20 protein-coding genes are annotated in these 19,724 nt (G+C 67.6%); 12 read left to right on the forward strand and 8 right to left on the reverse strand.

The window, feature by feature from the left end; genetic code table 11:
* Positions 1–435, reverse strand: coding sequence for a CopD family protein (locus tag QT382_RS18090; protein WP_289255518.1), 435 nt, complete (start codon positions 433–435; stop codon positions 1–3).
* A 272-nt stretch (positions 436–707) separates the two neighbouring features.
* Here QT382_RS18090 and hemB point away from each other — a divergent pair, with 272 nt between their 5' ends.
* Together hemB and QT382_RS18100 are read left to right on the forward strand one after the other, a co-directional pair.
* Entirely contained in the window at positions 708–1,721 is a 1,014-nt protein-coding gene (hemB, locus tag QT382_RS18095; RefSeq protein WP_289255519.1) for a porphobilinogen synthase, read from the forward strand.
* Between the two features lie 13 nt (positions 1,722–1,734).
* Positions 1,735–2,841, forward strand: a complete 1,107-nt coding sequence (locus tag QT382_RS18100) for a magnesium transporter CorA family protein (protein ID WP_289255520.1) — start codon at positions 1,735–1,737, stop codon at positions 2,839–2,841.
* Between the two features lie 14 nt (positions 2,842–2,855).
* On the opposite strand, the gene ybeY is transcribed toward QT382_RS18100, so the two are convergent.
* The gene (ybeY, locus tag QT382_RS18105) at positions 2,856–3,302 is read right to left on the reverse strand and encodes an rRNA maturation RNase YbeY (protein WP_289255521.1); all 447 of its coding nucleotides are present in this window, start codon (positions 3,300–3,302) and stop codon (positions 2,856–2,858) included.
* Positions 3,299–4,300, reverse strand: a complete 1,002-nt coding sequence (locus tag QT382_RS18110; RefSeq protein ID WP_289255522.1) for a PhoH family protein — start codon at positions 4,298–4,300, stop codon at positions 3,299–3,301. Before QT382_RS18110 ends, ybeY begins: the two co-directional genes overlap by 4 nt.
* Positions 4,301–4,388: 88 nt before the next feature.
* Here QT382_RS18110 and QT382_RS18115 point away from each other — a divergent pair, with 88 nt between their 5' ends.
* The 4 genes from QT382_RS18115 to ruvB are packed head-to-tail and all read left to right on the forward strand — an operon-like array spanning position 4,389 to position 8,112.
* Positions 4,389–5,753, forward strand: a complete 1,365-nt coding sequence (locus QT382_RS18115; RefSeq protein ID WP_289255523.1) for a sensor histidine kinase — start codon at positions 4,389–4,391, stop codon at positions 5,751–5,753.
* 52 nt (positions 5,754–5,805) lie between these two features.
* Positions 5,806–6,459 carry a response regulator gene (locus QT382_RS18120; protein WP_289255524.1) on the forward strand — a complete coding sequence of 218 codons (654 nt, stop codon included), beginning with the start codon at positions 5,806–5,808 and terminating at the stop codon, positions 6,457–6,459.
* 28 nt (positions 6,460–6,487) lie between these two features.
* Positions 6,488–7,057, forward strand: coding sequence for a Holliday junction branch migration protein RuvA (gene ruvA, locus QT382_RS18125; RefSeq protein WP_289255525.1), 570 nt, complete (start codon positions 6,488–6,490; stop codon positions 7,055–7,057).
* The gene (gene ruvB / locus QT382_RS18130; protein ID WP_289255526.1) at positions 7,054–8,112 is read left to right on the forward strand and encodes a Holliday junction branch migration DNA helicase RuvB; all 1,059 of its coding nucleotides are present in this window, start codon (positions 7,054–7,056) and stop codon (positions 8,110–8,112) included. Before ruvA ends, ruvB begins: the two co-directional genes overlap by 4 nt.
* Here the strand turns inward: ruvB and QT382_RS18135 are convergent.
* From QT382_RS18135 to QT382_RS18145, 3 genes are read right to left on the reverse strand one after another with little or no spacing between them, the layout of a single operon-like run.
* A complete protein-coding gene (locus tag QT382_RS18135; protein ID WP_502929922.1) occupies positions 8,094–9,149 on the reverse strand; it encodes a sterol desaturase family protein in 1,056 nt (351 codons plus the stop codon). The genes ruvB and QT382_RS18135 overlap by 19 nt on opposite strands.
* 22 nt (positions 9,150–9,171) lie before the next feature.
* Positions 9,172–9,816 (reverse strand): histidine phosphatase family protein, encoded by a 645-nt coding sequence (locus QT382_RS18140; protein WP_289255527.1) that lies wholly within the window; start codon positions 9,814–9,816, stop codon positions 9,172–9,174.
* The gene (locus tag QT382_RS18145) at positions 9,813–10,139 is read right to left on the reverse strand and encodes a DUF1840 domain-containing protein (RefSeq protein ID WP_289255528.1); all 327 of its coding nucleotides are present in this window, start codon (positions 10,137–10,139) and stop codon (positions 9,813–9,815) included. The genes QT382_RS18140 and QT382_RS18145 overlap by 4 nt, the downstream gene beginning before the upstream one ends.
* A gap of 50 nt (positions 10,140–10,189) precedes the next feature.
* Between QT382_RS18145 and QT382_RS18150 the strand changes: the two genes are divergently transcribed.
* Positions 10,190–11,035, forward strand: a complete 846-nt coding sequence (locus QT382_RS18150) for a fumarylacetoacetate hydrolase family protein (RefSeq protein ID WP_289255529.1) — start codon at positions 10,190–10,192, stop codon at positions 11,033–11,035.
* On the opposite strand, the gene QT382_RS18155 is transcribed toward QT382_RS18150, so the two are convergent.
* Together QT382_RS18155 and QT382_RS18160 are read right to left on the reverse strand one after the other, a co-directional pair.
* Positions 11,029–13,122, reverse strand: a complete 2,094-nt coding sequence (locus QT382_RS18155; protein WP_289255530.1) for a putative bifunctional diguanylate cyclase/phosphodiesterase — start codon at positions 13,120–13,122, stop codon at positions 11,029–11,031. The genes QT382_RS18150 and QT382_RS18155 overlap by 7 nt on opposite strands.
* Positions 13,119–14,399, reverse strand: coding sequence for a cyclic di-GMP phosphodiesterase (locus QT382_RS18160; RefSeq protein WP_289255531.1), 1,281 nt, complete (start codon positions 14,397–14,399; stop codon positions 13,119–13,121). The genes QT382_RS18155 and QT382_RS18160 overlap by 4 nt, the downstream gene beginning before the upstream one ends.
* Positions 14,400–14,618: 219 nt before the next feature.
* On the opposite strand from QT382_RS18160, the gene QT382_RS18165 reads away from it, so the two are divergent.
* From QT382_RS18165 to pobA, 5 genes are all read left to right on the forward strand, one after another.
* Positions 14,619–15,293, forward strand: coding sequence for a 3-oxoacid CoA-transferase subunit A (locus QT382_RS18165; protein WP_289255532.1), 675 nt, complete (start codon positions 14,619–14,621; stop codon positions 15,291–15,293).
* Positions 15,290–15,925 carry a 3-oxoacid CoA-transferase subunit B gene (locus QT382_RS18170; protein ID WP_289255533.1) on the forward strand — a complete coding sequence of 212 codons (636 nt, stop codon included), beginning with the start codon at positions 15,290–15,292 and terminating at the stop codon, positions 15,923–15,925. The genes QT382_RS18165 and QT382_RS18170 overlap by 4 nt, the downstream gene beginning before the upstream one ends.
* 38 nt (positions 15,926–15,963) lie before the next feature.
* On the forward strand, positions 15,964–17,166 hold the full coding sequence (gene pcaF, locus QT382_RS18175; RefSeq protein WP_289255534.1) for a 3-oxoadipyl-CoA thiolase: 1,203 nt from the start codon (positions 15,964–15,966) through the stop codon (positions 17,164–17,166).
* Between the two features lie 476 nt (positions 17,167–17,642).
* Positions 17,643–18,398, forward strand: coding sequence for an IclR family transcriptional regulator domain-containing protein (locus QT382_RS18180; protein ID WP_289256075.1), 756 nt, complete (start codon positions 17,643–17,645; stop codon positions 18,396–18,398).
* A gap of 48 nt (positions 18,399–18,446) precedes the next feature.
* Positions 18,447–19,631: a 4-hydroxybenzoate 3-monooxygenase gene (pobA, locus tag QT382_RS18185; protein WP_289255535.1), complete on the forward strand. Its 1,185-nt coding sequence runs from the start codon at positions 18,447–18,449 to the stop codon at positions 19,629–19,631.
* The last annotated feature ends 93 nt before the right edge of the window (positions 19,632–19,724 follow it).

Below are 19,724 nucleotides of genomic sequence, written 5' to 3' on the forward strand. Positions count from 1 at the left end.
TCAGAAGGGCTTGGTCACCGCCAGCACCACGATGGCCATGAACAGCAGCACCGTGACCTCGTTGAAGACCCGGTACCAGCGATGGCTGCGCCGGTTGGCCAGGCGCTCGAAGTCCTGCAGCAGGCGGCGGCAGACATGCTGGTAGCCGATCACCCCTGCCACCAGCACCAGCTTCAGATGCAGCCAGTAGCTGCCGGCGAAGCGGCTGCTGCCGTAGCCCAGCCACAGCCACAGCCCGAGGCCCAGGGCCACCCACATCAGCACATGCATGAAGCGGTAGAGCTTGCGCGCCATCAAGAGCAGCCGCTCGCGCTCGGCATGGCTGTCGGCCGGCACCATGGCCAGGTTGACGAAGATGCGGGGCAGGTAGAACAGGCCGGCGAACCAGGAGGCCACGAAGACCAGGTGGAAGGCCTTGATCAGCAGATACACCATCGGGCCATTATCCCGGGCGTCATCCGGGCTCCGGACGAAAAAAAGCCCCGGCCAAGAGCCGGGGCGGGAAAGCCTTTTCGCTGTCATCACGTCAAGGCTCCTGCTCAGGGAGGAAAAGCAGGGGACGACCACCTTGCGGCTATCATCCGGGGCCAATGTTAGCAGAGGCACTTGGGGCATTTCTACGGGTCAACGCCTAGAAAAGTTGACCGATGTCATAACCCACAGCCTGTGCCCCCGCGAACCGGGGAGTCATCACTGGAGCCCCCATCTTGGCCCGTCATCAGCCCGCCCCTTTTCCCGCCAACCGACCGCGCCGACTGCGCCGTGACGCCTTCACGCGCGACCTTGTGCGTGAGCACCGCCTGAGCGCCAAGGACCTGATCTTGCCGGTCTTCGTGCACGAGGGCGAGAACTTCTCGCAGCCGATTCCGTCCATGCCGGGCGTGTCGCGCCAATCCCTGGACCACCTGCTGCGCACGGCCGAGGAGGCGGTGGCTCTGGGCATCCCGGTGATCGCCCTGTTCCCGGCCATCGAGCCCAGCCTGAAGACGGTGGACGGCGCCGAAGCCTTCAATCCGCAGGGCTTGATCCCGCGCGCGGTGCGGGCCCTCAAGTCCCACTTCCCGCAGCTGGGCGTGCTGACCGACGTGGCCCTGGACCCCTACACCAGCCATGGCCAGGATGGCCTGCCGGACGAGACCGGCTACCTGATCAACGACGCGACCGTGGAGCTGCTGGTGCGCCAGGCCCTGACCCAGGCCGAGGCCGGCGCCGACATGGTCGGCCCCAGCGACATGATGGACGGCCGCATTGGCGCCATCCGCTCGGCCTTCGATGCCGCCGGCCTGATCCACACGCGCATCATGGCCTACAGCGTCAAGTACGCCAGCGCCTTCTACGGCCCCTTCCGCGACGCCGTCGGCTCCAAGGGCGCGCTGGGCAAGGCCGACAAGAACACCTACTACGTGGACCCGGGCAACAGCAACGAGGCGCTGCGCGAGGTGGCCATGGACCTGGCCGAGGGCGCCGACATGGTGATGGTCAAGCCCGGCATGCCCTACCTGGACGTGGTGCGCCGCGTGAAGGACGAGTTCGGCGTGCCCACCTTCGCCTACCAGGTCAGCGGCGAATACGCCATGCTCAAGGCCGCCGCCGCCAACGGCTGGCTGGCCCACGACGCCGTGATGATGGAGTCGCTGCTGGCCTTCAAGCGCGCCGGCGCCGACGGCATCCTCAGCTACTTCGCGCTGGAAGCGGCGCGGCTGCTGAAAGCCCAGGCCTGAGCGTGCGTCGGTAATGCGCTTGTTTCATCTGCATGGCGACCAGTTCGAGGAACTGGCCGCGCTGCCCGCCAAGCTGCCCGAGCAGGGCTTTCTGTGGCTGGGCCTGGGCCGGGGCGAGTTCGAGGTCCGGCTGGCCGAGGTGCAGGCGGCGCTGCAGGCCTGGACCGGCGGCCAGCTGGTCGACCTGCATGTGTCCGACCTGCTGAACCACCAGCTGCCCTCGCATTTCGACTACACCAGCTGGTATGACCTGATGGTGTTCCGCCGCCTGGCCGCCGCGCCGGGCAGCGCCAAGCTGTTCTTCGATGAGGAGCACGGCACGCTGGCCTCGGCCGAGAAGGCGCTGGAGGCCATAGACACCAGCCCGGTCGGCTTTGCGCTGTTCGACCGCGTGCTGCTGACCGTGCATCCCACCGACTGCCTGGTGCGCGACTACTTCGCCGACAAGCTAGGCAAGATGACGCCCACCGAGGGCCGCGACCTGCGCGGCAGCGGCCGCATGCCCACCAGCTCGGCCGACCTGATGCTGCGCATGGTCAATCACATGGTGGACAGCTACCTGGACCTGCGCCGGCTGCTCAGCAAGCAGCTGACTCTGCTGCAGAAGATGCTGCTGGACCAGCACAGCCATTTCGACGACTGGGCCATGGTGCTGGCCTCGCGCGAGGCGCTGCACAGGCTGGAGGACACCTGCGAGGACCAGCGCAGCGCGGTGCAGGAATGGATAGACGCGCTGGAGGAATGGCCCGATACCGGCGACGCCCAGAGCCAGCGCGAGCGCGAGCTGCTGCGCGTGCGCTCGCGCGACGTGCTGGAGCATGTGGAGCGGGTGCTGAGCCATGTGCGTCGGCTGGAGTCGTCGGCCGAGAGCGCGGTGCAGATGCACTTCTCCGCGCTGGGCCACCGCACCAACAGCATCATGCGCACGCTGACCGTGCTGACCGCCATCTTCCTGCCGCTGAACCTGATCACCGGCATCTTCGGCATGAACTTCGACGCCCTGCCGCTGATACACAGCGGCACCGGCGTCTGGATCGCCTTCGCGCTGATGGCCACCGTGGGCCTGGCCCTGGGCCTGGTGTTCTGGCGCAAACGCTATCTCAGCAGCGGCGGCCGCTGAGGCCGCGCGGCTGATCAGCGGCCGGCGTAGGGGTCGGCGAAGCCCAGGCCGGTCATGATCTCGGTCTCGCGGGCCTCCATGCACTCGGCCTCGTCGTCCTCTTCATGGTCGTAGCCCTGCGCGTGCAGGGTGCCATGGACCAGCATGTGGGCGTAGTGGGCCAGCAGATCCAGGCCCATCTCCTTGGCCTCCTGCTCGACCACCTCGGCGCAGATCACCAGGTCGGCGCCGACCACCGGCTCGTGGCTGTAGTCGAAGGTCAGCACATTGGTCGCGTAGTCCTTTTCGCGGAACTCGCTGTTCAGGGCCCGACCTTCCTCGGCATCGACGATGCGCACCGCGATCTCGCCCGGCAGCTCCAGCGCCGCGCGGATGAAGCGCATGACCTTGTGGCGCGGCAGCTGATCGCGGTGGCGCGGATCGGCGAACTGCAAGGACAGGCTCAATTCAGGACGGCTCATTTCGCAGCTCCTGCAGCGGCCTTGGCCTCGCGCTTGGCGCGGGCCTCGTAGGCCTCGACGATGCGGGCCACCAGCGGATGCCGCACCACGTCGCCCGAGGTGAATTGCGTCATCGCGATGCCCTTGACCTTGGCCAGCACCCGCTCGGCATCGACCAGGCCGCTCTGGATGCCCTTGGGCAGGTCGATCTGGCTGGTGTCGCCGGTGACCACGCAGCGGCTGCCGAAGCCGATCCGGGTCAGGAACATCTTCATCTGCTCCGGCGTGGTGTTCTGGGCCTCGTCCAGGATGACGAAGGCATGGTTCAAGGTGCGGCCGCGCATGAAGGCCAGCGGGGCGATCTCGAGCTGGCCTTTCTCGAAGGCCTTGGTCACGCGGTCGAAGCCCATCAGGTCGTACAGCGCGTCGTAGAGCGGCCGCAGATAGGGATCGACCTTCTGCGTCAGGTCGCCGGGCAGGAAGCCCAGGCGCTCGCCGGCCTCGACCGCCGGGCGGGTCAGGATGATGCGCTGCACGCTGGAGCGCTCCAGCGCATCCACCGCGCACGCCACGGCCAGGAAAGTCTTGCCGGTGCCGGCCGGGCCAATGCCCATGGTGATGTCGTGCGACAGGATCTGGGCCAGGTACTGGTGCTGGTTGGGCGTGCGGCCGGCCAGGTCGGCACGGCGGGTGCGCAGCACCAGGGCTTCGCCGCCGGCACCGGTGGCCGCCGGCTTGGCCGAGACCGGCTTGAGCCCCAGCTCGCCGGCCGCCTCGACCAGGGCCAGCTGCAAGGTCTCGGCCGCTATCGGCTTGCGGGCGCGGTCGTACAGGCTCTGCAGCAGCTTGAGCGCGCGCTCGGCATTGGCCTTGGCGCCTTCGATGCGGAAAGCCTCGTTGCGCCGCGAGATGCGTACCGCCAGCGCCGCCTCGACCTCGCGCAGATGGCCGTCCAGGCTGCCGCAAAGCTGGGCCAGTCGCGGGTTGTCGGCGGGGCTGAATTCGTGGCGAAGAATCATTGATTGTGAATTGCTTGGGGAACAGGCCGGTTTGCGGCGAACCGCGATTGTCGCCCGGAGCGCGGTCTCAGCTGCACAATCGCTGCCCATGCGAAATGCCGCCCTCCCCTGGTCCAGCGCCCTGGCGCCCGAGGCCGCCCAGTTCTGGCTGCAGAGCCTGCCAGCCCTGATGAACGGCATGCTGCTGGGCATGGCGGCCTGGATGCTGATGCTGGCCTGGATGCAGCCGCGCGAGCGCAAGCTGGCCTACCTGGCCGCGCTGATGGGCAGCTGGGTGCTGCTCAATACCGGTCTGTGGCCTGCGCCACTGGCCCTGCCGCCCCAATGGGATGAGTTGCTCCGCATCTCGCTGCTGCCGGTGCTGGCACTCTGCACGGTGCAGCTGCTGCTGCGCCAGGTGCAGATCCGCGATGTGCGCGTGGACTGGATCCTGCGCGGCCAATGTCTGCTGGTGCCCGTGAGCGCCCTGCTCGCAGGAGCGGCCCTGCATGGCCATGTCTGCCGCTTCTGGGCCATGCTGCTGGGGCTGGAGGTGTTGGCCGCCATGGTCTGGTTCCTGCGCCTGAGCCGGCGGGCGGAGAAAGTCGACCTTGAGATCGCCCCGCTGGCCAAGCCCTTGCATCGCCAGCTGGTGATCGTGGGCGGACTGCTGCTGCTGTCCGAGCTGGTGTTCCAGCACCTGCGCAGCAGCGAGCAGCTCCTGATCAGCCCGCTGCTGCTGCCGCCGCTGCTGATGCTGCTGGCCCTGCATGCCGGCGTGCAGATGGTGCGCAGTGGCGTGGCCGCCGAGCGCCTGCACCTGGAGCTGGAGGCCGAGCTGCAGGAAAAGATCACCAGCATCGAGCGCGATTTCAACCAGGTCGCCGAGCAGAAGCTGGAGCAGGTGACCGAGCGCGAGCGCAAGCGCATCGCCGCCGACCTGCATGACGACCTGGGCGCCAAGCTCCTGACCATAGTCCACACCAGCGAATCGGACCGTATCTCCACGCTGGCCCGTGAGGCGCTGGAAGAGATGCGCCTCTCGGTGCGCGGCCTGACCGGCAAGCCGGTGCAGCTGCTGGATGCGCTGGGCGACTGGCGCGCCGAGGTGGTCTCGCGACTGGGCCAGGCCAACATCATGGCCGAGTGGAAGTCGCCGGCCGAGGACATCGTCCACACGCTTCCGGCGCGGGCCTATGTGCAGACCACGCGCATCCTGCGCGAGTCGGTCAGCAACATCATCAAGCACAGCGGTGCCACCCATTGCACCGTCACCTGCAATGTGCAGGACGGGGATTTCCAGTTCATCATCCAGGACAACGGCCAGGGCATCGCCAACGAGACCGAAGGCCGGCTGGACCGCGGCCACGGCATGGCCAGCATGAAGTCGCGGGCCAAGCAGATGCATGGCCAGTGCCTGGTCGAATCAGGCCCGGGCTGGGGAACCGTGATACGGCTCACGATCCCGCTGTGAACGACCTGCCCATCGCTTGTAAGCTCAGCCGTATCCGACGATAAAGGCCGCCATGAACCACATCCTGCTGCTCGAAGACATCCCCGAGATCCGTGCCTGGCTGAAGGCGCTGATCAAGCAGGTCTTCGCCAATGCCCAGATCACCGAATGCTCGCGGGTGCAGGACGCCCTGCAGCAGGTGAGCCTGCAGAAGTTCACCCTGGCCCTGCTGGACCTGGGTCTGCCCGACGGCTCCGGCGTCGACGTGGTGAGCGCGCTGCGCGAGAAGCAGCCCGAGGTGCAGTCGGTGATCGTGACCATCCACGACGACGACGAACACCTGTTCCCCGCCCTGCAGGCCGGCGCCTTCGGCTACCTGCTGAAGGAACAGTCGCGCGAGCTGCTGGTCGAGCAGCTGCAGCGCATCAGCCAGGGCGAGCCGCCGCTGTCGCCGTCCATCGCCCGCAAGGTGATCTCCTATTTCGCCTCGCAGAGCCGCCCTTCCTCGGCCGCGCTGCTGCACGAGGTCTCGCTGACCGACCGAGAAACCGAGGTGCTGCTGCGCGTGGCCAAGGGCTTCACCCTGCCCGAGATCGGCGTGCAGCTGGGCCTGTCGCGCCACACCATCGCCGACTACGTGAAGCAGATCTACCGCAAGCTGAATGTGTCTTCGCGAGCCGAGGCAGCGCTGGAAGCGCAACGCCTGGGTTTGTTTGGTCGGAACTGAGCTGAGCCGGGCCGGATAATCGGCCCCCATGATCGGAAGACTGACCGGGCTCATCGCGGAAAAAACGCCCCCGCTCGTGCTCATCGACGTACAAGGCGTCGGCTACGAGGTGGACGTGCCCATGAGCACCTTCTACAACCTCGGCGCGCTGGGCGAGAAGGTCAGCCTGCTGACCCATTTCGTGGTGCGCGAGGATGCGCAGATCCTGTTCGGCTTCCTCACGGCCGAGGAGCGCAACACCTTTCGCCAGCTGATCAAGATCAGCGGCGTCGGCCCCAAGATGGCGCTGTCCCTGCTGTCGGGCCTGTCGGTGCCCGAGCTGGCCCAGGCCGTGTCCAAGCAGGACAGCGGCCGCCTGGTCAAGGTGCCCGGCATCGGCAAGAAGACCGCCGAGCGGCTGCTGCTGGAACTCAAGGGCAAGCTGGGTCCCGACCTGGCCTTGCCGGTCAGCGTGGCCAATGACAACCAGGCCGACATCCTGCAGGCGCTGATCGCCCTGGGTTACAGCGAGAAGGAAGCGGCCGCCGCGCTGAAGGCTTTGCCGCCCGACGTGAGCGTGACTGAGGGCATCAAGCTGGCGATGAAGAAGCTGACATGAGTATTCAGACCGACGACTTCACGCCCGCCCCGCAGCAGCGCGTCATCAGCGCCGTGGCCACCTCGCCCAATGAGGAGGCCATAGAGCGCGCGCTGCGGCCCAAGCTGCTGGACGAATACGTGGGCCAGGCCAAGGCGCGCGAGCAGCTGGAGATCTTCATTGGCGCGGCGCGCAAGCGCAGCGAGGCGCTGGACCATGTGCTGCTGTTCGGCCCGCCCGGCCTCGGCAAGACCACGCTGTCCCACATCATCGCGGCCGAGCTGGGCGTCAATCTGCGCCAGACCTCGGGCCCGGTGCTGGAGAAGCCCAAGGACCTGGCGGCCATCCTGACCAATCTCGAGAAGAACGATGTGCTGTTCATCGACGAGATCCACCGACTCTCGCCGGTGGTCGAGGAAATCCTCTACCCGGCGCTGGAGGACTACCAGATCGACATCATGATCGGCGAAGGCCCGGCGGCCCGCTCGATCAAGCTGGACCTGCAGCCCTTCACACTGGTTGGCGCCACCACGCGGGCCGGCATGCTGACCAATCCGCTGCGCGACCGCTTCGGCATCGTGGCGCGGCTGGAGTTCTACACGGCCCAGGAGCTGCAGCGTATCGTGACGCGCTCGTCGGGCTTGCTGAACGCGCCCATCGACCCCGAAGGCGCGCTGGAAGTGGCCCGCCGTTCACGCGGCACACCCCGCATCGCCAACCGCCTGCTGCGCCGCGTGCGCGACTATGCCGACGTCAAGGGCGACGGCCGCATCACCAAGTCCATCGCCGACAAGGCCCTGGCCATGCTGGACGTGGACCCGCAGGGCTTCGACCTGATGGACCGCAAGCTGCTGGAGGCCGTGGTGCACCGCTTCGACGGTGGCCCGGTCGGCCTGGACAACGTGGCCGCGGCCATAGGCGAGGAGCCGGGCACCATCGAGGACGTGATCGAGCCCTACCTGATACAGCAGGGCTTTCTGCAGCGCACGCCGCGCGGACGCATCGCCACGCTGGCGGCCTTCCGCCATCTGGGCGTGGCGCCGCCCAAGAGCGCCGGTCAGCTGTTCGACGAATAGTTCGAGACGGCCACCAGCAAGGCCAGGATCAGCGCGCCGCAAGCCAGCAGCGCTGCGGTGCCGAGCTGGTGGGCCTGCCAGAGATAGGCCGTCGTGGCATTGAGCGCCACCAGGAAGACCAGGGCCGCAATCCATTGCCGGCGCTTGGTGGCCGGCGGGTCGTACTTGCGGACCGCATAGGGGTCGAAGTCCTTGGTCGACGCCGTCACGCCGGGCATCCAGTGCGCCGGCTCCCACCAGACCCGCAGCTTGTTGACCAGGCCGGGCACCTCCAGCATCTTGCGCCACAGCGCGCGGTAGACGATGGTGTTGGCGGTCCAGGGGTTCCAGCTGTGCAGCACGTCGCGCACGCCGTAGACGCAGGGCTGCTCGTCCAGCTCGTCCTGGAAGCTGCCGAACATCCGGTCCCAGATGATCAGGATGCCGCCGTAGTTGCGGTCCAGGTAGGGCTCGTTGACCGCGTGGTGGACCCGGTGGTTGCTGGGCGAGCAGAACCAGCGGTCGAACCAGCCCAGGCGGCCGATCTGCTGCGTGTGGACCCAGTACTGGTAGAGCAGGTCGATCAGCGCCACCACGCCGAACACCAGCGGCGGAAAACCGGCCAGTGCCATGGGCAGGTAGAAGATCCAGCCGAAGATCCAGCCGCTGCTGGTCTGGCGCAGCGCGGTGGAGAGGTTGTAATCCTCGCTCTGGTGGTGCACCGAATGCGCGGCCCAGAACAGCGCCGTCGTGTGGCCGAAGCGGTGGTACCAGTAGTAGAAGAAGTCGTAGGCCAGCAGGCCGGCGATCCAGACCCAGGGCGAGGCCGGGTCCAGGTTCGTCAGCGCCGCATGCTCGTAGACCCAGACATAGATGCCCAGCGTGAAGACCTTGGTCAGCACGCCCACGACCTGGCTGAGGATGCCCAGGCCGATGCTGGAGAGCGCATCGTTGAGCCGGTAGGTGTTGCGGCCGCGGCGGACGCCGACCCAGTATTCCAGCGCAATCAGCGCGAAGAACACCGGGGTGACCAGGACGATGATTTGCGCGCTCTGCATCGGGGGGCTCACTCCTTGCTGATCAGGCTTCGGCCGCGTTGTCCAGGCCGTCCAAGTGCATGTCGTCGTTCCAGCCAACCAGGCTGGGGCCCTCGGGCGACCACAGCAGTCGATTGACCGCCGCGTTGCCGAGCTTCCAGGTGCGGGTGGCCTGCAAGGGCTGGCGCGAGGCGGCCCGGTAGAGGCAGTCCATCACGCCGCCATGGGCGACCACGGCGATGGTCTGGCCTGGATGGGCCAGGGCAATGCGCTCGACGGCCGCGATGCTGCGGGCATAGAAGTCCTGCAGGCTCTCGCCCCCCGGCGCGGCAAAGTCCGGCTCGCGGCGGCGCCAGCGGGCGCTGTCCTCGGGATGATTCGTTTCGATCTCGGCCCAGGTCAGGCCCTCGAAGGCACCGAAGGCCCGCTCGCGCAGGCTCGCATCTAGGTTCAGGTCCAGTTGCCGGGAGCTCGCGATGGCCGAGGCGGTCTGCTGCGCTCTTTGCAGATCGCTGGAATAGACGGCGGCGATGTCCTCGTCGCCCAGCGCCTCGGCCAGCAAGCGCGCCTGGGCCAGGCCGCGCTCGTTCAGCGGGATGTCGATATGGCCCTGGATGCGGGTCTCGGCATTCCAGGCGGTCTCGCCATGGCGGATGGCCAGCACGGTGGTCACGGCGTCGAGACTCACTGGACGCTCCAGATGATGTCGGTCTTCTCGCGCAGGCTGTGGCGTATCAGCTCGACCAGGGGCCAGACCCGCTGGCGCAGCTGGACGCCTTCGCGCTTGGGCGGCGGTTCGCCGTTCGCTTCGGCTTCGGCCTGCAGCTTGGCAAAGCGGGCTTCGTCGTCGGCCACGGCCTGCTGCAGCGAATCGCTGATGGCGCCCAGTTGATCCAGGGCCAGCAGGCCTTGGGGGGCGGGCTCGCGGCCCAGGATGCGGATCACTTGTTCGCCATTCGGCCCCAGCATGATCACATCGGCCCCGGCCTTGCTCTTGAAACGGTAAATCACGGCTACGCTTCCTGCTCTTGCGGCCCCCATTGTGGGCCAGGAGCGGAACCATGAAATTGCTGCGATTCGGCCCGGCAGGCCGCGAGAAGGTCGGCTGCATCGATGCCGCTGGTCAATTGCGCGACTTGAGCAGCGCCGTGCCCCACCTGAACCTGCCCGGCCTGGGCCAGGCCGGCCTCAAGCGCATCGCCAGGCTGAAGCCCGAGGACTTCCCGCGGGTCAAGGGCAGTCCGCGCCTGGGCGTGCCCTTCACCGGCATCAGCAAGCTGATAGGCATAGGCCTCAACTACCGGGACCACGCCATCGAAGCCGGCATGCCCATCCCGGCCGAGCCCATCGTCTTCATGAAGGCCACGACCTGCATCAGCGGCCCGCAGGACGCTGTCGTGCGGCCGGCCGGGTCGACCAAGCTGGACTGGGAAGTGGAGCTGGGCGTGGTAATCGGCAAGACGGCGCGCGCGGTCAGCCTTGTGAAGGCGCTGGACCATGTGGCCGGCTACTGCGTGGTCAACGACGTGTCGGAGCGGGCCTTCCAGCTGGAGCGCGGCGGCACCTGGGACAAGGGCAAGGGCTGCGACACCTTCGGCCCCATCGGCCCCTGGCTGGTGACCCGCGACGAAGTGCCGGACCCGCAGTCGCTGGCGCTCTGGCTGGACGTCAACGGCGAGAAGCGCCAGCGCGGCAATACGGCGACCATGATCTTCGGCGTGGCCGAGATCGTCAGCTATCTGAGCCGCTTCATGACCCTGCTGCCAGGCGATGTGATCTGCACCGGCACGCCGCCGGGCGTGGGCATGGGCATCAAACCCGAGCCGCAGTTCCTGAAGGACGGCGACGTGATGACGCTGGGCATCGCCGGCCTCGGCGAGCAGCGCCAGGCCGTGAAAGCTCAGTAGCGGGAGTTGTTGCTGCTGCGGCTGCGCCAGACGCGGTCTTCGAAGCTGTGCGCCTCCAGCGCCGGGGCGTAGAGGAAGCCCTGCATCTCGTGGCAGCCGGCGCGGCGCAGGAAGTCCATCTGCTCCTGCGTCTCCACGCCCTCGGCGATCACCTGCAGGCGCAGGGCCCGGCCCATCTGCACGATGGCATTGACGATGCCGGCATCGCTGGCGTCGTCCGGCAGGCCCTTGATGAAGCTGCGGTCGATCTTGAGCCGCTGGATCGGAAAGCGCTTCAGGTAGCCCAGGCTGGAATAGCCGGTGCCGAAGTCGTCGATGGACATGCCAATGCCCAGGGCCGCCAGTTGCTCCAGGCGCCGCAACGCGTCCTCGGCATCGCGCAGCAGGATGGATTCGGTCAGCTCCAGCTCCAGCAGCTCGGGCGGCAGGCTGGCGCTCTTGAGCGCCTCGGCCACGGTCTCGACGAACTGCGGCTGCTGGAACTGCAGGGCCGAGACGTTGACCGCGATAGGCATGCGCCATCCCTGGCGCAGCCAGGATGCCGCCTGTTGCACGGCCTGCTGCAGCACCCAGTCGCCGATGGCGACGACGAAGCCGCTCTCCTCGGCCACCGGAATGAATTCGCCCGGCGACACCTCGCCGCGCAGCGGATCGCTCCAGCGTATCAGCGCCTCGGCGCCGATGATGCGGCCGGTGGCCAGCTCGACCTGCGGCTGGTAGTGGACGCGGAATTCGCGCTCGGCCAGGGCCTTGCGCATCGCATGGTCCAGGCGCATGCGCGACAGCAGGTCCACGTCCTTGCGCGGCTGGTGGAAATGGTAGGCAGCGCGGCCGCTCTCCTTGACCCAGTGCATGGCACGCTCGGCGCTGGCCAGCAGCTCTTCCGAGCTGTTGCCGTCGCCCGGGAACAGGGCGATGCCGGTGCTGGCGGTGACCGTGAAGTTCAGGGTGTCGAAGCTGAAGGGCCGCGACATGGCTTCCTGGACCCGGCGCGCCGCGTTCTCGGCACCGCGCATGTCGGCCTGGTGGACCAGCAGCGCGTACTCGTCGCCAGACAAACGGCAGACGGCATCGACTTCACGCAGGCAGTCCTTGAGCCGCTGCGCCACTTCCTTGATCACCCGGTCGCCATAGGAATGGCCCAGGGTGTCGTTGATCTGCTTGAAGCGATCAAGGTCGACGTTGAGCAGGGCGAAGGAGCTGCCATCTCGGCGGGCGACGGCCAGGGCATGGTCCAGCCGCTCGCCCAGGGCCCGGCGGTTCGGCAGGTCGGTCAGCATGTCGGTATGCGACAGCTCTTCGATGCGCTGGCGGGCGGCTATCTTCTCGCTCAGGTCGCGGTAGGAATAGACCCGGCCGACCGGACGCTCGCGATGGAATTGCGGCAGCGAGACCCGCTCCAGCACCCGGCCGTCCAGCAGCTGGATGATGTCGCTGCTCTGCAGCAGCGGCGCTTCCTGGATCGCGACCAGGCGTTGCTGGTAGACCGCGCTGTCAGCCACGCTGCGGCGCATCCAGGCCTGGACGGCTTCGTCGTTGCGCTCCTTGAGCAGGTCCTCGGGCATGCCCCACAGCGAGGCAAAGCGCTGGTTGAACGAGCGCATGCGGCCGGCCAGGTCGGTGACCAGGATGCCGTCGGCGGTGGATTCCAGCGTGGCGCGCAGCTCGGCCAGCAGGGTCTCGCGGTCTTCTTCCTGCTGGCGCTGGCGCGTCTGGTCGCGCATGGAGACCAGCCAGAACTCGTCGCCCTCGGGCGGACGCACATGGGTGATGCGGCGCGTGACCCACAGCATGTGGCCCTTGCCATGGCGCACCAGAGTGTCGGAGCTGAGGCCGGTGCGGCTGCCGGAGGCCACGTCCTGCCAGAACATGGCGTCTTCCGGCGTGCTGGCCAGCGACTCGACCGAACTGCCGACCAGCTTGTCGGCGGGCATGCCCAGCAGTTCGGTCGAGGCGCCGTTGACGGCGACTATGCAGCGGCTGCGCGCATCAACCAGCCACACGGCTTCTTGCAGCGCTTCCAGCAGCGCCGCATTGCGCAGGGCCAGGGGGGACTGGTCCGCCGCGCGAAGCCGCAGCACGGTCACGCGGCAATCTCCCCTAGCGGCGCCGGCCCGCTGGACTCGAAGAAGTAGGCCACGCGGGCACGCGGGCTCAGGTAGTCCAGCGCCGCGCGCGGCAGCTGCGTGGGCTTGAGGCTGCGACGGATGCCGAGGTCGGGATGGTCCTCGAGGTTGACCACCAGGGCCTCTTCCTTGATGACCTTGGGGTCGTGGATCATCACGCGCGGCTTCAGCGGCCGGCTCGAATTGACGGCCACGACCAGGGCGTAGCGGTCATCGGTCAGTTGCACCGTCGAGCCCGGCGGATAGACGCCCATCATGCGGATGAAGGCGTTCAGCATGGTCGCGTCGAAGCGGTTGCGGCCCTGGGCGAACATCAGCGACAGCGCTTCGTGCGGCGTCATCGCCTTGGAAGGCAGCAGCGGATTGCAGAGCCCGTCGAAGCGGTTGACCAGGGCCACGATGCGGGCCGCGGCGCTCATCTTGTCGACGTTGATTCGCTGCGGAAAGCCGGTGCCGTCGGCGTGCTCATGGTGCTGGGCGATCACCAGCATGGGGCCGGGCGGCAGGCCCATGGCCTGGGCCAGGGCCACGCCCTTGATTACGTGTTGCTGGTAGGTCTGCAGCTCGGCGACGCTGAAGCTGTCGTCGCGGTTGCGCAAACGGGCCGGCAGTTCGATCTTGCCGATGTCATGCATCAGCGCGCCCACGCCCAGGTCCAGCATTTCGTCGCGCCCCAGGCCGAAGGCACGGCCCAGCAGCAGCGAGATGATGGAGACGTTCAGCGCATGGGCGGTGTTGCGGTCGCCCGCCCCTTCGTTCAGCAGCCGGATGTTGAGGTCGCCCTCGACCAGCATCTTGTCCAGCAGGGCATTGGTCAGCGCCAGCGACTGGTCCTTGGCATCGCGCGGATCGCGGGGAACCATGTCCATCACCTGGCGGAACGCGGTGGCAGCCTCGTTGTACTGCTTCTCGCAAAGCACCAGGGCCTCGCGCTGTGCAGCCAGGGCGCGCCGGTGCGCTTCCAGTGCCAGTTGTTCGGGAGTTGGCTCCATGCTGCCGGCATCCGCGGCCTGGGGCGGCGGCATGGGCACGGCATCGGTCTGCAGGTCGCTCTTGCCCGGGCTCCAGCGCACCTGCTTGAGGCCCAGACGGCGCAGGACCTGGAGCTGCTCCTCCGTACTCAGCTTGAAACTGCTGAGCGGAAACGGATGCGACATCCAGCCTAGATCCAGGTGGATGAACATGCCCACCTTGAGCTGGCTCACGTCGATCAAGGGATCTGAAGCTCTGTCCTTCATCTTGTGCAACGCCCCTGCAGCGGGAGCGCCCTCGTCAGTCTCTTTCGCCCGGCCAAGCCTACCTTGATACAGGCTGACAGCTTGACACAGTGTTGGGGACATGCCGACAAAGCGCCGTGCAAATTCTCACGCGAGGCGCTTGACCGGGTCCCTCCCCAGTTTTTACGATGTTCCATTTGAGAACCGTGGTTCGTAATTAGAACTTGCGAAAGCATCGCAATGATCGACAAGCTGCAGACTTCGGCTGCCGCCGCACTGTCCGATGTGCCGGATGGCGCCACCGTCATGGTCGGCGGCTTCGGCCTGGCCGGACAGCCGCTGGCCCTGATCGACGCCCTGCTGGCGCAAGGCGCGCGTGAGCTGACCCTGGTCAGCAACAACGCCGGCAATGGCGACACCGGCCTGGCTGCGCTGCTGGCGGCGGGGCGGGTCCGCAAGATCATTTGCTCCTTTCCGCGCCAAGCCGATTCCCATCATTTCGACCGGCTCTATCGAGCCGGCCGCATCGAGCTGGAACTGGTGCCCCAGGGCAGCCTGGCCGAGCGCATCCGCGCGGCCGGCGCCGGCATCGGTGCCTTCTTCACACCCACCGGCGCCGGCACCGATCTGGCTCGCGGCAAGGAGCAGCGCGAGATCGGAGGCCGGCTGCAAGTGCTGGAGTACCCGATCCACGCCGACTACGCCCTGGTCCAGGCCCAGCGCGGCGATCGCTGGGGCAACCTCTGCTACCGCAAGACCGCGCGCAACTTCGGCCCGGTGATGGCGGCGGCGGCCCGGGTGACCGTGGCCGCCGTGCGCGAGTTCGTCGAGCTGGGCGGGATCGATCCCGAGGCCGTGGTCACGCCGGGGATCTACGTCAAGCGTCTGGTCCACCTGCCGGAGGCTGCCCAATGAGCTGGACTCGCGAACAGATGGCGGCCCGGCTGGCCCACGACATTCCGGAAGGCGCCGTGGTCAACCTCGGCATTGGCCTGCCCACCCTGGTGGCCGCGCAACTTCCGACTGGGTGGGAAATCATCCTGCACAGCGAGAACGGCCTGCTGGGCATGGGCCCACCGCCCGCCCCCGGGCAGGAGGATGGCGAGCTGATCAATGCCGGCAAGCAGCCGGTGACGCTCAGGCCGGGCGGCTGCTTCTTTCACCAGGCCGACAGCTTCGCCATGATGCGCGGCGGCCATCTGGACCTGTGCGTGCTGGGCGCTTTCCAGGTGTCGGTGCAGGGCGACCTGGCCAACTGGCATACCGGTGCGCCGGATGCCATTCCTGCGGTCGGCGGCGCCATGGATCTGGCCCTGGGTGCCAAGCAGGTCTACGTGATGATGGAACTGCTGGACCGGGACGGCCGGCCCAAGCTCGTGCCCCAATGCAGCTATCCGCTGACGGCCGCAAGCTGCGTGGCCCGCGTCTACAGCGACCTGGCGGTGCTCGCGATCACGCCGGATGGCCTCCATCTGCTCGACTGCTGCGAAGGCATGGACCGCGCGCAGCTAGAACAACTGCTTCAATTGCCGCTGGCCCAGGGCTGAGCGGCACCCAAATATCAACCATCAAGGAGTTCCTCACCATGCAAGACGTCTATATCTGCGATGCCCAGCGCACGCCCTTCGGCCGCTACGGCGGTTCGCTGTCCTCGGTCCGGGCCGACGACCTGGGCGCCATCCCGCTGCGCGCCCTGATGGCCCGCAACCCGGGCGTCGATTGGGAGCAGCTCGACGACGTGCTGTTCGGCTGCGCCAACCAGGCCGGCGAAGACAACCGCAACGTCGCCCGCATGTCCTCCCTGCTGGCCGGACTGCCGATCACCGCACCCGGCATGACCATCAACCGGCTCTGCGGCTCCGGCCTCGATGCCGTGGGCTCGGCGGCCCGGGCGATCCGCGCCGGCGAGGCCCAGCTGATGGTGGCCGGCGGCGTCGAGAGCATGAGCCGGGCTCCGTTCGTGATGCCCAAGGCCGACTCGGCCTTCTCGCGCAGCACTGCGGTCCACGACACCACCATTGGCTGGCGCTTCATCAACAAGCTGATGAAGGAACAGTACGGCGTGGACTCCATGCCCGAGACGGCCGAGAACGTGGCCACCGACTACGGCATCAGCCGCGATGCGCAAGACCGCATGGCCCTGGCCAGCCAGCAAAAGGCCGTGGCCGCGCAGGAGGCCGGCTTCTTCGGCGTCGAGATCACGCCGGTCAGCATCGCCCAGAAGAAGGGCGACGCGCTGATCGTGGACCGCGATGAACACCCCCGCGCCACCAGCCTGGAGGCACTGGCCAAGCTCAGGCCCATCGTCCGGCCTGACGGCACGATCACCGCCGGCAACGCCTCGGGCGTCAATGACGGCGCCTGCGCCCTGCTGCTGGCCAGCGAAACCGCCGCTGCCCGCCACGGGCTCAAGCCGCGCGCCCGGGTACTTGGCATGGCCACGGCCGGCGTGGCACCGCGCGTCATGGGCATGGGTCCGGCCCCGGCCACCCGCAAGCTGCTGGCCCAGACCGGGATCCGGCTGGACCAGATCGACCTGATCGAACTGAACGAGGCCTTTGCCGCTCAAGGCCTGGCGGTGCTGCGCGACCTGGGGCTGGCCGATGACGATGCCCGGGTCAATCCGAACGGCGGCGCCATCGCCCTGGGCCACCCGCTGGGCGCCAGCGGCGCCCGCCTGGTCACGACCGCGGTGAACCAACTGCAGCGTAGCGGCGGCCGCTATGCGCTTTGCACCATGTGCATAGGCGTGGGCCAGGGCATTGCCCTGCTGATCGAACGCGTCTGAACCCCGCCTTGGGCACCGACACGTCCCCGCGAACGGGGACGTGTTCCATAAGAAAACTTGAGTGCGGTACGCGGAATTGGCATGTGAATTGTCAGCCCGGCGTCAGTTGAAACGCAGGTTCAGGTGGGATACTGGATCCAGATTGGCCTGCGCAGCGCACAAAAGCTGGTGACAAACCAGGGCGCTGAGGTCGCAGGGGCCGCCAGGGGACTGGCGAAAGCATCTCTATCCGACCGCTTTCGCTCTTATTCGCCCCAGATCACCAACATGGTGCGGTTCCGTGCGATCAGCGATTCAGGGATGGCGCGGACCAAAGACAATCCAGTTGTCCATCCCTATAGTCGCCGGCTGACCTGCTTGCGCCCTGCAGTCTTGGGCGTTAATCGCACACCTTGTATCCAATGTCCGCAGCCCGCGCCTTTGACGACCTGAGCTCCACGCCCGCCCCTGCTCCCGAGGCCCAGCCGACCAGCACCATGCCGCTGAAACGCGATCTGGTGGCCGGCCTGGAAAAGGGATTGGCCGTGATCGAGGCCTTCGACCAGGAGCGCCCGCGCCTGACGATCAGCGAGGTCGCCGCCCGCACCGGCCTGACCCGCGCTGCCGCCCGCCGCTACCTGCTGACGCTGACCTACCTGGGCTTCGTCTCGCAGGACCGCAAGATGTTCGCCCTGACCCCGCGCGTGCTGCGCCTGGGCCAGAGCTATATGCATTCGGCCCGCCTGCCGCGCATCGTCGAGCCCGAGTTGCACAAGCTGGCCTATGCGCTGAAGGAAGCCAGTTCGGCCGGTGTGCTGGACGGCAACGACGTGATCTGCATCTCGGCCGCCAGCGCCGGCCGCGTGGTCTCGCCCACGCTGCAGCCGGGCGCTCGCGTGCCCGCCTACTGCTCGGGCATAGGCCGGGTGCTGCTGGCTGCCATGCCGCAGAACGAGGTCGACGCCTGGATCGCCAAGCAGGAATTCAAGCCGCTGACCCCGCACACCATCGTCCATCCCGAGCGCCTGCGCATCGAGATCGCGCGCGCCCGTTCGCTGGGCTATGCCGTTATCGACCAGGAGCTGGAACTGGGCCTGCGCACGCTGGCCGTGCCGCTGAAGAACTACCGCGGCGATGTGGTGGCTGCGCTGACCATGTGCGTCCATGCCTCGCGCATGAGCATGGAGCAATTGGTGGAACTGTGCCTGCCGCCCCTCTTGCAGGCCCAGGCGCATTTGCGCATGCTGCTGTAAACCCGCTGCACTGACAGACAGGCGGGTGTCCCACACAGGAGACCCGTCATGCAGCAAAGCACCCAGGTCGCCATCATCGGCGCCGGGCCCTCGGGCCTGTTGCTGGGGCACCTGCTGGCGCGTGCCGGCATCCACAACGTCATCCTCGAACGGCACAGCGCCGAGCATGTGCTGGGCCGGGTCCGCGCCGGCATCCTCGAGCGCACCACGGTCGACCTGCTGGACCAGGCCGGACTGGCCGAACGCCTGCACCGCGAGAGCCTGGTCCACGACGGCATCTACATCGCCTTCGACGGCCAGCGCCAGCACATAGACCTCAAGGGCCTGAGCGGCCATGCCGTCGTGGTCTACGGCCAGACCGAGATCACGCGCGACCTGATGAGCGCCCGCGCCGCGGCCGGGCTCGTCACCCACTACGAGGCGAGCGGCGTCGCCCTGCACGACTTCCAGAACGGCCAGAAGCCCTGGCTCAGCTACCTGCGCCAGGGCAAGCCGCAGGAGCTGCACTGCGACTTCATCGCGGGCTGCGACGGCTTTCATGGCGTGGCCCGCCACAGCGTGCCGCCGGATGCGATCCGGACCTTCGAGCGCACCTACCCCTTCGGCTGGCTGGGCGTGCTGGCCGACACGCCGCCGGTCGCGCCGGAGCTGGTTTATGCCCAGCATCCGCGCGGCTTTGCGCTGTGCAGCATGCGTAGCAAGACGCGCAGCCGCTGCTACCTCCAGTGCAGCCTGACCGACTCGGTCGAGCAGTGGAGCGACGAGCTGTTCTGGGCCGAGTTGCGCAGCCGGCTGGATCCGGTCTCGGCCGCCGCGCTGCAGCCGGCGCCGTCGATTGAGAAAAGCATCGCGCCGTTGCGCAGCTTCGTGGCCGAGCCCATGCGCTTCGGCAAGCTCTTCCTGGCCGGCGACGCGGCCCACATCGTGCCACCCACCGGCGCCAAGGGCCTCAACCTCGCGGTGTCCGACGTGCGCTACCTGGCCGAGGGCCTGATCGAGCATTTCCGCGAGCGCAGCCGGGTCGGCCTCGACCATTACTCGGCCCGCGCCCTGCGCCGCGTCTGGCGGGCCGAGCGCTTCTCCTGGGCCATGACACGGCTGCTGCACAGCTTCCCCGACCAGGGCAGCTTCGACCACAAGCTGCAGCAAGCCGAACTGGACTATCTGTTCAGCTCCCGGGCCGCCCAGACCGCCCTGGCCGAGAACTACGTGGGCCTGGCCCTGGATGCATAGACGCCTCGCCCTGCTGAGCGCTCTGGCTTTGGCGGCCTGTGCCAGCCCATCTGCCGAACACACGGTCGCCGCGAACTGGGAACCTTTGCAAGC

It is taken from the genome of Pelomonas sp. SE-A7 (genome assembly GCF_030345705.1).
In the GTDB taxonomy this organism is placed as follows: domain Bacteria; phylum Pseudomonadota; class Gammaproteobacteria; order Burkholderiales; family Burkholderiaceae_C; genus JAUASW01.

What these genes read in the sequence shown, in the direction of transcription:
- QT382_RS18090 (WP_289255518.1), bottom strand. Translation starts at nt 435, where the DNA reads ATGGTGTATCTGCTGATCAAGGCCTTCCACCTGGTCTTCGTGGCCTCC.
- pobA (WP_289255535.1), top strand. Translation starts at nt 18,447, where the DNA reads ATGCAGCAAAGCACCCAGGTCGCCATCATCGGCGCCGGGCCCTCGGGC.
- pcaF (WP_289255534.1), top strand. Translation starts at nt 15,964, where the DNA reads ATGCAAGACGTCTATATCTGCGATGCCCAGCGCACGCCCTTCGGCCGC.
- QT382_RS18150 (WP_289255529.1), top strand. Translation starts at nt 10,190, where the DNA reads ATGAAATTGCTGCGATTCGGCCCGGCAGGCCGCGAGAAGGTCGGCTGC.
- QT382_RS18120 (WP_289255524.1), top strand. Translation starts at nt 5,806, where the DNA reads ATGAACCACATCCTGCTGCTCGAAGACATCCCCGAGATCCGTGCCTGG.
- QT382_RS18135 (WP_502929922.1), bottom strand. Translation starts at nt 9,149, where the DNA reads ATGCAGAGCGCGCAAATCATCGTCCTGGTCACCCCGGTGTTCTTCGCG.
- QT382_RS18160 (WP_289255531.1), bottom strand. Translation starts at nt 14,399, where the DNA reads ATGAAGGACAGAGCTTCAGATCCCTTGATCGACGTGAGCCAGCTCAAG.
- QT382_RS18110 (WP_289255522.1), bottom strand. Translation starts at nt 4,300, where the DNA reads ATGATTCTTCGCCACGAATTCAGCCCCGCCGACAACCCGCGACTGGCC.
- QT382_RS18115 (WP_289255523.1), top strand. Translation starts at nt 4,389, where the DNA reads ATGCGAAATGCCGCCCTCCCCTGGTCCAGCGCCCTGGCGCCCGAGGCC.
- ruvA (WP_289255525.1), top strand. Translation starts at nt 6,488, where the DNA reads ATGATCGGAAGACTGACCGGGCTCATCGCGGAAAAAACGCCCCCGCTC.
- QT382_RS18170 (WP_289255533.1), top strand. Translation starts at nt 15,290, where the DNA reads ATGAGCTGGACTCGCGAACAGATGGCGGCCCGGCTGGCCCACGACATT.
- ruvB (WP_289255526.1), top strand. Translation starts at nt 7,054, where the DNA reads ATGAGTATTCAGACCGACGACTTCACGCCCGCCCCGCAGCAGCGCGTC.
- QT382_RS18100 (WP_289255520.1), top strand. Translation starts at nt 1,735, where the DNA reads ATGCGCTTGTTTCATCTGCATGGCGACCAGTTCGAGGAACTGGCCGCG.
- QT382_RS18180 (WP_289256075.1), top strand. Translation starts at nt 17,643, where the DNA reads ATGCCGCTGAAACGCGATCTGGTGGCCGGCCTGGAAAAGGGATTGGCC.
- ybeY (WP_289255521.1), bottom strand. Translation starts at nt 3,302, where the DNA reads ATGAGCCGTCCTGAATTGAGCCTGTCCTTGCAGTTCGCCGATCCGCGC.
- QT382_RS18165 (WP_289255532.1), top strand. Translation starts at nt 14,619, where the DNA reads ATGATCGACAAGCTGCAGACTTCGGCTGCCGCCGCACTGTCCGATGTG.